The 12,286-nt window shown below is 37.2% G+C and carries 12 protein-coding genes and 4 tRNA genes; 3 read left to right on the plus strand and 13 right to left on the minus strand.

The window, feature by feature from the left end:
- Positions 1–42: 42 nt before the first annotated feature.
- From rplJ to HH304_RS13670, 11 genes are all read right to left on the minus strand, one after another.
- Positions 43–579 carry a 50S ribosomal protein L10 gene (gene rplJ, locus HH304_RS13620; RefSeq protein WP_169682564.1) on the minus strand — a complete coding sequence of 179 codons (537 nt, stop codon included), beginning with the start codon at positions 577–579 and terminating at the stop codon, positions 43–45.
- Positions 580–581: 2 nt separating this feature from the next.
- Complete coding sequence (rplA, locus tag HH304_RS13625) at positions 582–1,280, minus strand: 50S ribosomal protein L1 (RefSeq protein WP_169682566.1); 699 nt, start codon at positions 1,278–1,280, stop codon at positions 582–584.
- Positions 1,281–1,295: 15 nt separating this feature from the next.
- Complete coding sequence (gene rplK / locus HH304_RS13630; protein ID WP_169682568.1) at positions 1,296–1,736, minus strand: 50S ribosomal protein L11; 441 nt, start codon at positions 1,734–1,736, stop codon at positions 1,296–1,298.
- Between the two features lie 2 nt (positions 1,737–1,738).
- Positions 1,739–2,296: a transcription termination/antitermination protein NusG gene (gene nusG / locus HH304_RS13635; RefSeq protein WP_169682570.1), complete on the minus strand. Its 558-nt coding sequence runs from the start codon at positions 2,294–2,296 to the stop codon at positions 1,739–1,741.
- 20 nt (positions 2,297–2,316) lie between these two features.
- Positions 2,317–2,511 carry a preprotein translocase subunit SecE gene (gene secE, locus HH304_RS13640; RefSeq protein WP_169682572.1) on the minus strand — a complete coding sequence of 65 codons (195 nt, stop codon included), beginning with the start codon at positions 2,509–2,511 and terminating at the stop codon, positions 2,317–2,319.
- A gap of 19 nt (positions 2,512–2,530) precedes the next feature.
- Positions 2,531–2,606: transfer RNA gene (locus HH304_RS13645), tRNA-Trp, on the minus strand.
- A gap of 105 nt (positions 2,607–2,711) precedes the next feature.
- A complete protein-coding gene (gene tuf, locus HH304_RS13650) occupies positions 2,712–3,902 on the minus strand; it encodes an elongation factor Tu (RefSeq protein WP_169682574.1) in 1,191 nt (396 codons plus the stop codon).
- 127 nt (positions 3,903–4,029) lie between these two features.
- Positions 4,030–4,101, minus strand: a tRNA-Thr gene (locus tag HH304_RS13655).
- A gap of 20 nt (positions 4,102–4,121) precedes the next feature.
- Positions 4,122–4,194: transfer RNA gene (locus HH304_RS13660), tRNA-Gly, on the minus strand.
- A 68-nt stretch (positions 4,195–4,262) separates the two neighbouring features.
- Positions 4,263–4,345: transfer RNA gene (locus HH304_RS13665), tRNA-Tyr, on the minus strand.
- Positions 4,346–4,494: 149 nt separating this feature from the next.
- The gene (locus HH304_RS13670) at positions 4,495–7,038 is read right to left on the minus strand and encodes a M1 family metallopeptidase (RefSeq protein WP_169682576.1); all 2,544 of its coding nucleotides are present in this window, start codon (positions 7,036–7,038) and stop codon (positions 4,495–4,497) included.
- Positions 7,039–7,183: 145 nt separating this feature from the next.
- On the opposite strand from HH304_RS13670, the gene HH304_RS13675 reads away from it, so the two are divergent.
- The 3 genes from HH304_RS13675 to frr are packed head-to-tail and all read left to right on the plus strand — an operon-like array spanning position 7,184 to position 9,046.
- The gene (locus HH304_RS13675; protein WP_169682577.1) at positions 7,184–7,699 is read left to right on the plus strand and encodes an acetyl-CoA carboxylase biotin carboxyl carrier protein subunit; all 516 of its coding nucleotides are present in this window, start codon (positions 7,184–7,186) and stop codon (positions 7,697–7,699) included.
- A 59-nt stretch (positions 7,700–7,758) separates the two neighbouring features.
- Entirely contained in the window at positions 7,759–8,463 is a 705-nt protein-coding gene (gene pyrH / locus HH304_RS13680; RefSeq protein WP_169682579.1) for a UMP kinase, read from the plus strand.
- Between the two features lie 22 nt (positions 8,464–8,485).
- Positions 8,486–9,046, plus strand: coding sequence for a ribosome recycling factor (gene frr, locus HH304_RS13685; RefSeq protein WP_169682581.1), 561 nt, complete (start codon positions 8,486–8,488; stop codon positions 9,044–9,046).
- 28 nt (positions 9,047–9,074) lie between these two features.
- Here the strand turns inward: frr and HH304_RS13690 are convergent, their stop codons facing one another.
- The gene (locus HH304_RS13690) at positions 9,075–11,648 is read right to left on the minus strand and encodes a DUF5686 and carboxypeptidase regulatory-like domain-containing protein (protein ID WP_169682583.1); all 2,574 of its coding nucleotides are present in this window, start codon (positions 11,646–11,648) and stop codon (positions 9,075–9,077) included.
- 57 nt (positions 11,649–11,705) lie between these two features.
- On the minus strand, positions 11,706–12,284 hold the full coding sequence (gene nadD / locus HH304_RS13695; protein WP_169682585.1) for a nicotinate (nicotinamide) nucleotide adenylyltransferase: 579 nt from the start codon (positions 12,282–12,284) through the stop codon (positions 11,706–11,708).
- Positions 12,285–12,286 lie beyond the last annotated feature (2 nt).

Genomic DNA, 12,286 nt, shown 5'->3' on the forward strand with positions numbered 1-12,286 from the left:
ATTTAAATTGTTTCTAAATTAATACTTGTAAAATAATTGAAATTATGCTTCTCGATCTTGTAATGTCTTAACGATACCTCCAATTGTATCACCTCCGCTCTTAAGAGCTGAAATAACGTTTTTAGCTGGAGACTGAAGTAATGTAATAACTTCACCGATAAGCTCATTTTTAGATTTAAGATTACTAAGAGTTTCAAGATGCTCGTCACCAACAAAAATGTCAGAATCGATTGAGGCACCTTTTAAAAGAGGTTTCTTAGCCCCCTTACCTAGTTTGCTTCTGAAGTCCTTGATAACTTTAGCTGGTGCATTATTAGATTCAGGTGAGAAAATAATTCCGCTGAATCCTTTTAAAGCTACATCCAACTCGGTAAAATCAGCTTCCATTTGCTCAAGAGCTTTCTTGATCAATGTATTTTTGACTACCTTATATTCAACACCTTCTTTAAAGCATAACCTTCTAAAGTCATTGATCTGTCCAACCGTTAGCCCACTAGCATCAGCGATGTAGAAGAACGGGTTATTGTTGAACTTCTCAACCAGACTTTCTATTACTTGTGCTTTTTCTTCTCTAGTCATGGTTATAATCCTGCTATAGAGTTTTTATCAATTTTGATACCTGGACTCATGGTACTAGAGATAGAAATCCCTTTGAAGTAAGTACCCTTCGCTGACGCAGGTTTCAACTTTGCGATTGTCTGAATCAATTCAATAGCATTTTCTTGAATTTTATCATTATCAAATGATATACGTCCAATAGATGCGTGAACGATTCCGAATTTATCAACTTTAAAGTCGATTTTACCCGCTTTAACTTCCTGAACAGCTTTTCCTACATCAAGAGTCACCGTACCCGCTTTCGGGTTAGGCATTAGACCACGAGGACCTAACACACGACCTAAACGACCTATTTTAGGCATTACAGTCGGCATTGTTATGATCACGTCGATATCAGTCCAACCACCTTCGATTTTCTTAATGTAATCGTCAAGTCCTACATAATCAGCACCTGCTTCCTTCGCCTCTTCTTCTTTATCAGGAGTACACAACACCAACACGCGTACGTCACGACCCACACCATGAGGAAGGGCCACAACACCACGAACCATTTGATCGGCTTTACGTGGGTCAACTCCTAAACGAATATCGAGATCAACAGAAGCATCGAATGAAGCATAATTCACTTCTTTTACTAGCGCTGCAGCTTCACCAAGGGTGTAAGCTTTCTCAGGATCTAACTTAGAAAATGCTTCTTTTTGTTTTTTTGTTAATCTTGCCATGTTACCTTAAGATTATTATGCCCAAGGAGCTTTTCCCTGAACCTTTATTCCCATACTTCTTGCGGTACCTGCAATCATGCGCATTGCTGATTCAACTGTAAATGCATTTAAATCCTGCATTTTAGTTTCAGCAATCTCTTTCACTTGATCCCAAGATACAGACCCTACTTTAGCTCGGTTAGGTTCAGCTGAACCCTTCTTCACCTTTGCAGCTTCCATTAACAAGATCGCAGCAGGAGGAGTTTTAATGACAAAGTCGAAAGACTTGTCAGTATAAATAGTTACTACCACTGGTAGAACCATTCCCTGCTTCTCTTGCGTACGAGCGTTAAACTGCTTGCAGAAGTCCATTATGTTGAGACCCTTAGCACCAAGAGCCGGACCGATGGGTGGAGATGGATTGGCTTGTCCACCCTTTACTTGTAACTTCAGGTAACCACTAATCTCCTTTGCCATTACTATTCTACTTTTTCAACCTGCATATAGTTTAATTCCACTGGAGTATTTCGACCAAAGATTTTAACGATTACGTTAAGCTTCTTACGATCTTCAAATACCTCCTCTACGTGGCCGGTAAATCCGCTGAATGGACCATCCATTACTTTCACAGATTCACCTACAATATATGGTGTATCTAGTTTTTCTTCGAACTCTTCCGTCTCATCAACTTTACCTAAGATTCTGTTGACTTCAGATTGACGAAGGGGAACTGGATTTTTGGAAGCATTTCCCCCTCCTGCTCCGAGAAAACCAATAACACCTGGAATGCTGGTCACGGTGTGCATAACTTCTCCATGAGAAAGGTTTGCCTGGATCAGCACATAGCCCGGAAAGAACGAACGCTCTCTAATACGCTTTTTTCCATTGCGCATTTCATAAACTTTTTCTGAAGGAATCAGGATCTGTGGAACCTCACCTTCGAGTTTTTGTCGAGCGATCTCGTTTTCAAGGTAATTTTTTACCTTTTTTTCCTGACCACTTACAGCTCTCAGTACATACCATTTATGCTCACTCATAACCTCGGCGTAACAGTCAATTATTTAATATTGTTATAATAAAAATCGGTTAGGTTTTGGAAACCTGAATCTATCAGTCCAATAACCAACGCAAAAATCAAAGAGGCGATCAAAACCAATACAGCATTGTTTTGTAACTCTCTGTATCCTGGCCAACTTACTTTTGTAGTCATCTCTATGTACGACTCTTTGATATATGACACTAACTTATTCATGAATAATAAATTAATAATTTGGCACGGGTGGAGAGACTCGAACTCCCAGCCAATGGTTTTGGAGACCACTACTCTACCAATTGAGCTACACCCGTGTGTATAACACCCCGAAAAACGGAATGCAAAGATAGATAAATAATTTTGATAAACAAAACGCGTTCCCGAAAAATCAGAAACGCGTTTTATATTTTATATCAATATTACTCGATAATTTCAGTTACCTGACCTGATCCTACAGTTCTACCACCTTCACGGATCGCGAAGCGTAGACCTTTTTCCATAGCGATCGGGCTAATTAGGTCAACGTTAATAGAAACGTTGTCACCAGGCATAACCATCTCAACACCTTCTGGAAGAGTGATCTCTCCAGTTACGTCTGTAGTTCTGAAGTAGAACTGTGGACGGTATCTGTTGAAGAATGGAGTGTGACGTCCACCTTCTTCTTTTGAAAGAACGTAAACCTCAGCTTTGAATTTGTGGTGAGGAGTAACAGAACCTGGCTTACAGATTACCATACCTCTCTTAATTTGAGACTTCTCAATACCACGAAGTAAAAGACCAACGTTATCACCAGCTTCACCTCTATCTAGGATCTTACGGAACATCTCAACACCAGTAATAGTTGACTTAAGACCTTCAGCAGCTCCCATACCAAGAATATCTACAGGATCACCAGAGTTGATAACACCTCTCTCGATACGACCAGTAGCAACAGTACCACGACCAGTAATAGAGAATACGTCTTCAACAGGCATTAAGAAATCTTTGTCGATAAGTCTTTCTGGAAGAGGGATGAACTCATCAACTGCAGCCATCAACTCATCAACTTTTTCTACCCACTTAGGCTCACCGTTAAGCGCACCTAGTGCAGAACCAGCGATGATTGGAGTATCATCTCCTGGATAATCGTAAGAAGAAAGAAGATCTCTAACTTCCATTTCTACTAATTCAAGTAGTTCTTCGTCATCAACAAGGTCTACCTTGTTTAAGAACACAACAATCGCAGGTACACCTACCTGACGACCTAATAGAATGTGCTCTCTAGTTTGAGGCATTGGACCGTCAGTTGCAGCAACAACAAGGATCGCACCGTCCATCTGAGCAGCACCAGTAACCATGTTTTTCACGTAGTCAGCGTGACCTGGACAGTCAACGTGTGCATAGTGACGGTTCTCAGTAGCGTACTCAACGTGCGAACTGTTAATAGTAATACCACGCTCTTTTTCTTCTGGCGCGTTATCGATAGCAGAGAAGTCTCTTACCTCTGCAAGACCTTTATCTGCTAAAACTTTTGAAATAGCCGCAGTTAAAGTAGTCTTACCGTGGTCAACGTGACCGATAGTACCGATGTTAACGTGCGGTTTCGAACGATCAAAGGTTTCCTTAGCCATTTTCTTATAATCCTCGGTTTTGTTATAAATTCATTTACTTAATTGACAAAAACACCTTAAAATGTACTTTTAAGGTGGTTAAGATTTTTATGATTTCCGGATAAACCGGCAATATTATATCTAGCTGAGCCAATGACGGGAATTGAACCCGTGACCTCTTCCTTACCAAGGAAGCGCTCTACCCCTGAGCTACATCGGCTTTAACCGACAATAAAATTGAGCGGGCGACGAGGCTCGAACCCGCGACCTACAGCTTGGAAGGCTGTCGCTCTACCAACTGAGCTACGCCCGCTTAATCTCTTAACCTAATTAAAGATAGCATGAATTACTCGCTTTAAGTAAGTTTCTCAAGAGTTTTTGTGGGGGAAACAGGATTCGAACCTGTGAAGTCATAAGACAACGGATTTACAGTCCGTCCCAGTTGGCCGCTTTGGTATTCCCCCAATTATCGGTTTCAGTTATTCAAATCAACCTACCTAAAACCCGACATTTTGTGTCTCCGTTTTGTTTTAGGTGGTGCAAAAATATATATCATTTTCTATCTTTCAAACATTCGAGTAGAAAATTTATAAAAAAAGATTCGGCTATTTTTTTATTCTTCCGAAGAGACAGTCACAGCTTCCAGATTTTCAATGACTTCCGGATATTTTTCCTCCAATAATTTTTTTTCAATCTTTTCTTTTACTCCCGGATAATCTTCGAGCATCATCAACAATAAATATATCGTCGTTCTATTATTTACACTCTTCTCTTTTTCAAGCAATGAAAACAAAAACTCAGACTTTGATTCAAGATCTACACTTTCACTTGCTCTGGGAAGAAACATCATGTACAATTGAAGTGCATAAAATCTTTCATCCCTTCTCAAATTAATTATCTTTTCTTCAAGCCAGGATATTTTTTCAAAATAACCACTATCAAGATAGTATAATGCCAAAGGTATCACCGTTTCGATCTGATTGTATGATTCATACTTTTGTAGCTTTTCATATTTTCCTTCAATATCACTCATGCTCAACGCCTCTATTGAGGCGCCTTTCACACTAAATGAATTGCTCTCAAGTCCTTTTTCAATCACTGATTTGTATGAGTCAGGGTCCCAACTACCTATTGTCGCTATCGCGTCGGCCCTTACAATATAATTTGAATCTGATGCAGCCATCGAGGCTACTTTTGCGATCACTTCTTCTGGGACATCCCCTTCTGTTGTGGCCCATATATTTAAACTATACTGTCTAAATGCCCAGAAATTATCCGATAAAACTTCAAGGAATAGATCTGAAACTTCAGGGATATTTAAAGAATCTGAAAGCTGTTCAAGTGCTTCAAATTTTGACTTATAAGAAACGCCATATTTATATTGATTAATCCAGTCTTTTAATGGTTTTTCATATGCAATTTCAACTAAAAGCTCATGTTCGGGGTCAAATATGACCGTTTCAGGAGCAGAAGTCATAGGGATTTCCAATATCTGATACGGTTTATCAATTGTCACTGTATATCTTGAACCCTGCCCTTTATCAAACACATCAATTGTTGCTGGTAGCACAAATACCGGAATATCTTCGGATTGAACCTGAAAAACTTCAATATATAACGTGTCATTTTGGTGTAGGTATGAAAAAGTTAGTTCCGGATGCCCTTCACTATAGAACCATTGATTAAAAAACCAACTCAAATCTTGCCCACTTGCAGCTTCCATTGAAAGCCTGAAATTTGCAGCTTCAACAGATTTTCCTTTGTAATCATCAATATAATTTTGTATCCCTTTAAAGAATACATCATCGCCAAGATAAGCTCTCAGCATGTGAAGAATACGCCCTCCCTTATTATAACTATGCGCATCAAATACATCATCAGGAGAATAAAAGTTATGGTTTATCAACGCATGAGTCTCCTCTAGAGCCTCTTCAAAGTAACCTTCTTCTTCTTCGTAAGCTATCAGTCCAGCCTCCATTTCTCCATATTTGTGCTCTGCCCACAGATATTCAGAATAATTAGCAAAAGACTCATTCATGGCAATATTGGCCCATGATTCTGCTGTCAAAAGATCTCCAAACCATTGATGTGCCAGCTCGTGCATCACAATACCTTCATACTCTTCATCTAATGATTCGTTTTCAGTTAATTGAACTTCCTCCATAAATACAGAAGCAGTAGTATTTTCCATTGCACCCGTGACAAAATCGCGAACAGCAATCTGGGCATACTTTGGCCAAGGGAAAGGTTCATCGAGAAGGCTGTCCAGAAAATCAATCATCTCTGGGGTATTCTTAAATATATCAGAAGCACGATTCTTATATTTTTCCTCTACAAAATATTGTAAAGAAAGGTCGTTATTCATGGCTTCAACTTTAGCAAACTTCCCAGCTGCTATCATTGTGAGATAAGCCGCATGAGCTTGTTCCAAACGCCAAGTATCTGTTTTAATGCTATCTTCTCCTACTACACTGCTGATTAATAATCCATTACTTAAAGTCTCAAAATCTGATGGTACTGAAATGCTTATTTCTTGTTTAAATCTTTCATTCGGAGCGTCTATTAAAGGGAACCAACGACTATTATTTTCAGGCTCTCCCTGAGTCCAAAGTTGTATGACCTTCCCGGAATCATCCTTTACAAAATACAATCCTCTCGAATCATAATATGAAGTCGCATTATCTAAAGGACTGTTATTGGGGTCTGCTATATAATCAATTTCAATTGTGACAATCTCTCCTGGCTGATAAAACCTGTCAAGATGAATTTTCAATTGAAAGGAGTCGTAATCATAAGCAACCGGAGTATTTTGATTTCTACCCGGCATAGTGACTTTTTTTATCTCAAAACCCTTTCCGTCAAGGATAACCTCATTTAAAGGATAGCTGTAAGGAGATCCAGTTATTGTTGCTTTTCCAAAGACCTTTTCATTATCAAAATCAAAAGAAACATTCAAATCAAGATGAATGATGTCAAACTCTAAAGGTCTGGCAGTTTGATACGGTACTGGCTTAGGGGTAAGGGCTGCCTGTTCTTCAATAAGAAGAGAATCTGTATCTCCCTCAACATCAGAAACTTGAGGCGTTGAGTTTGAGCATGAAAAAATTGCAAGTATAACAACCGCATAAAAACCGGTTAAAAATATCTTTTTACACATAACTGAAAGTTTAATACTCAAAGATTACAAAAAAAATGCGTATTTATTATTTTGGGTCCTCCAATTTTGGAGATGAACCATTAATTTGCTCACTTCATGCTTGTAAAAAAGACAGAATAACTGTAATTATGCATGAAAAAGCATTATGTACCAGGCACACCTTATTAACGAAGAAGAATCTAATTCAGATAAGTCAACCTCTGTTAATTTTGAAGATGGCAATATCATCGTTGATGATGAAATTCTAAACTGGGACATAAGTCATATCGATGATTCTCATTTTCATGTGATTAAAGATGGAATAGGCTATAAGCTTGAGCATGTCTCTACAAATCACGAAGAAAAAATTGTTACCCTAAAAATTAATGGAAAAGTTTGCCAGATAAAGGTTAAAGACAAGATGGACATACTTCTTGAAAAAATGGGTATGTCAGATCTAGCCGGAAGTCAGGTAACAGATATAAAAGCTCCAATGCCTGGTATGATACTTGAAATAAAAGTTGAGGTAGGCCAAACCATCAAAAAGGGAGATCCTGTAATGGTGTTGGAAGCAATGAAAATGGAAAATGTATTAAAATCGCCAGGAGATGGAGAGATAACAAGTATCGAAGTTAAAACTGGTCAGTCTGTCGAAAAGAATCAATTATTAATCCGCTTTTAGAGCGGATATTTTATATTAGGTAAATTAAAAATCAGTCAATACAACATCGCCGAAATTATATGAGATACAAAAGGATACTTCTGAAGCTGAGTGGAGAAGCATTGATGGGGCAACAACAATACGGGATCGATTCTGCAAGATTACAGCAATATGCTGAAGAGATCAAACGCGTTAAGGATATGGGCGTAGAGATAGCTATCGTTATTGGTGGAGGAAACATATACCGAGGAGTTCAGGCAGAAAAGTCAGGAATTGATCGTGTACAGGGTGACTACATGGGAATGTTAGCTACTGTAATCAATGCAATGGCCCTTCAGAGTATTCTGGAAAAAAACAATATGTATACTCGTTTGATGTCCGGATTTGATATTGAGAAAGTATGTGAGCCTTTTATTAGAAGACGAGCAATCAGGCACCTTGAAAAAGGAAGAGTAGTTATTTTTGGTGCTGGAATTGGAAGCCCTTATTTTACTACTGATTCAACAGCAAGTTTACGAGCAATTGAAATTGAAGCTGATGTAGTTTTAAAAGGAACACGTGTTGATGGAGTTTATACTGCTGATCCTGAAAAAGATCCTACTGCTGAAAAATATCATAACATCTCATTCAAAGAGGTTATTCAGAAGGGATTAAATGTTATGGACACAACAGCTTTTACTCTTTGTCAGGAAAACAATTTACCAATCAGAGTATTTGATATGAATGTTCCTGGTAATCTTTACAATTTGATTGCCGGTGAGGAAGTAGGTACATTAATAGAATAGAACAATTTAGTTATATTTGAATATGGAAGAAATAGATTTATATCTCGAAGAAGCCAAAGATCAAATGGAAAAAGCTATTCAGCATACACAATTAGAGCTGAATAAAGTTAGAGCCGGAAAGGCGATGCCTTCAATGTTAGATGGTCTAAAAGTTGATTATTATGGTAATCCTACTCCATTAAACCAGGTAGGTTCAATTAACACTCCTGATGCAAGAACCCTAGTTATCAAGCCATGGGAGAAAAATATCATTTCTGAAATAGAAAGAGCAATCATCAACAGTGACCTTGGTTTTAACCCACAAAATGATGGGGATATCATACGAATCAATATTCCTCCATTATCAGAAGAACGCCGTGCACAACTACTGAAGCATTGTAAGCAATTAGCTGAACAAGGTAAAGTAAGTGTTAGAAATGCAAGGAAAGATGCAAATGACGGACTTAAGAAGCTTCAAAAAGATGGTACTTCAGAAGATTTAGTCAAAAATGCTGAAGATGAAGTACAAAAACTGACTGATCAGTATGTTGAGAAAGTTGATAAACTTTTAGAAGTAAAAGAAAAAGATATAATGACAATATAAAATAAAGGGAGCAAGTTGCTCCCTTTTTTTATAACAAATCAGGTGATACTCCTATCCTAACACCCCAGTACTTATTTTTAAATGTATCATATCCACCTCCAACTTCAAGGCGCAAGAATCTAAACAAATTGGTGACTCCATATCCACCTTCAAAATAATTACTTCCGTCTGCCAGAGTCAAATTATTAAAGAAAAAGTATTCCTTCATCCCAATCAACCTGAGTTGTGGTACTTGAGTAATCAATAACTTTCTGAAGCTAAATTTAAACATCCCTGTCATGTAGGGTCTATCGGTGCTCCATTGATAGTAATCAAGAAAATTAAAGCTTCCTGATTCTGCAAAAGGTAAAAACGGCGTCTGGTTTCCACGAAAGTGATTGTAGTCGACAAAAGATAACGAATCTTTATAGAAGAAACCTCCAAGCTCAACATCATATAAAACTGATAAATTAGCTCCGGCTTTAAATTTATGTCTGATTCCAATTGAAGCCTTCAGGTAATCTAAATCATTTATTGCTTTTATCGGAATTGTTCCATCCCACTTTAATATTAATTCAGGTTTGTATTCTGTTAGTGGTACTAATCTATCATTATACATGTTATACTTGAGACCTGGAATATAGTGCAAGCTTCCTTTCAAATTAAATACCTGATGATCTGGAAAAGCAGTATTATTTAGATATCGGTTTTCCGGTATATTTGAAGAATATTCTTTATGCACTCTACCATTAAATGTATAATCAGTATTATTGAAAAGCTGTTGTCTTTTTTCCCAATTTAGCTCCAATTGTAATCTAGTTGCATAAACGAAATCTTTAAAGTACTTGAGAGTGACAAAATGCTTATCATATAACTTCATATAATTTCCACGCCAGAACAACGTACTAATTGAATTTATTAAAGGAGTGATTGGCTCACTATTATTAATTTGATCTACAAAATAGCCTCCTTCAAGCTTCACTTGAGTTAGACTATCTCTGACATTATTTTGCCATTCGGCTCCCCCTTTTAACTGAAAATTTTCTGAAGAAAAATTATATCTGGGTACAGCATTAAGTTTCCACCTGTTTTTAGACTTATTGTAAAATGAATAAGAAACTGGTAGAGCTACGTTAACTCCATTTACAGTATTATAAAATGTGTTTTCAAGGACTCCGTCAATATCTAGTCTGGGTTTGCCTCTACCGAAAGAAACATGATCTCCTACTAATAAAAAAAATGGTGATAATTTCCTTGACTTGGTAGAGTCAATAGCAGCCACGCTATCCATTTTTGCAATTGTACTATCAAGCTTGGTATAACCGACAATTTCATCCTGAGTCAATGGAATTGTTCTTACCTCATCCCAATAACTTTTATCGGCTGTTTTTAGAGAACTATCATTTTTATAAACATATCGCTCAAGTATTTTTTCATTTCCAGTTCCTTTACGTTCTTCTTCCACATACATTTCAACATCTTCCATCAGATTTGATACAGTAAAGACTGCTGAATCTTCCTGGGTAAGTGACTGATCGGAAGTAGCGTTTTTCACCTTCACAGCTTCAGTTTTTTCATCTACCACTTCTAATGTTGTCACAAGGTCTTCATTTAGATCAATCTCATAATCACTAACTCCCGCCAAATAATCATAAGAAAATTCGAATCCAACGAAGGATCCTTTTATAAAGAATTTATGTGATATCGGTAGCCAAACATTTTCTCTAACAGGAGCCAGGTTCTGTTGAATATTAATTTTAATTCCCTGCTGGTAATTAAAAAGATCAACACTATGCAGTGCCCAAAGGTCTTCGATTATATAGATATTACCATTGAACAACTCACTATCCTTAACTCTTGGTATTACTCTAATTTTGTTAACCTCATAGTCACCTTCCTTAAAGGATCCTAAATATTCATATTTATAATAAGCAAAACATTTCTTTGATAGTGGAGAAACTACTCCCGCGACGGTACTTTCATAAAAACTACCGAAAATATAATTCCCAGGACTGAAATCCTGACTTTCGCCTTTACTTCTAACGGCAAGAACTTCCTGCTCATAGGTAGATGGCCTTTTATATTTTACTTTTACTAAACTTTCACCTATATAAAGTTGATCCTGATTTAATCCTTCTTTTTCAAGCCTTCTTTTAACAATACCTGGAATTTTTTCAAATCTGCCTTTGCCTTTCAAATAAACCTTTGCTGTAAATTCATCAACCTGATGGAGGTGGTACATTGCTTTGGCACTTGCTTTCCTTATTATAGCATAGGCTGGGTCTTCAAATGAACCTGTCACTTGTAGCTCTGGCAAACTATAGACCTGAGGCTCAAGAACAATATCTATTTGCTTTATTTCATCAGCTACTATTGAAACGCTAACAGTTTTGGATTTATATCCCATATACTGGAACATAACTGTATAATTTCCTGGACTAAGGTCGAATTGAAACTCACCGTTTTCATTCGCGCTTGTTCCTTCATTGATTTCAGAAATATAAACTGCGGTAAATCCAAGTGGTGTATTTTGTTCATCTTTAACCGTTCCTTTCAATGTTTGGGAATAGCATTGAAAAGCAGGAAGCAAAAAAATAATTACTCCTGCCAAAAATTTGAACATGGTGGTCATAAAATTTAATGGTTGTTTTGGTAAATAAGATAGATTAATGGATAATGGTCATTGATAGAGTTTCCTGGAATAGATTAATAATTCAGTTTCTTTTGGAACCAGATACCTAATTGATTTATCATTTTTCACAGAGTTTCTGATAAATGTGGCTGATATATCAATAAAAGGAGCCTCAATCATTTGCACTCGACAATCTTCATGCCATTTTGTTTTTCTGGTACCAGGTCTTGGGTAACATATAATGCCAGTTTCTTCAATCAGAATATCATGATTCTTCCATTTATGAAACCCTTTCAAGTTATCCTCCCCCATGATCAGCTTAAAATCATAGTCAGGGTATTTTTCTTTTATATATGTTACGGTATCTATAGTATAGCTTGGCTTGGGCATATTAAATTCGATATCAGTCACTCTAAACTTATAATTATCGAAAATGGCTGCCTGAACCATATCATAACGATCTTGCTCATGGGCAAGAGTGCTCTTTTTCTTAAATGGGCTTTGAGGAGAAACCACAAACCAAACTTCATCTGCTAATCCGGAATCTGCTACAGTTTGTGCAATTATCATATGACCGATATGAATCGGATTAAACGAACCAAAATATAATCCAATGGTCTTGTTCATGA

The sequence above is a fragment of the Marinigracilibium pacificum genome, assembly GCF_012926615.1.
Lineage (GTDB): Bacteria > Bacteroidota > Bacteroidia > Cytophagales > Cyclobacteriaceae > Mangrovivirga > Mangrovivirga pacifica.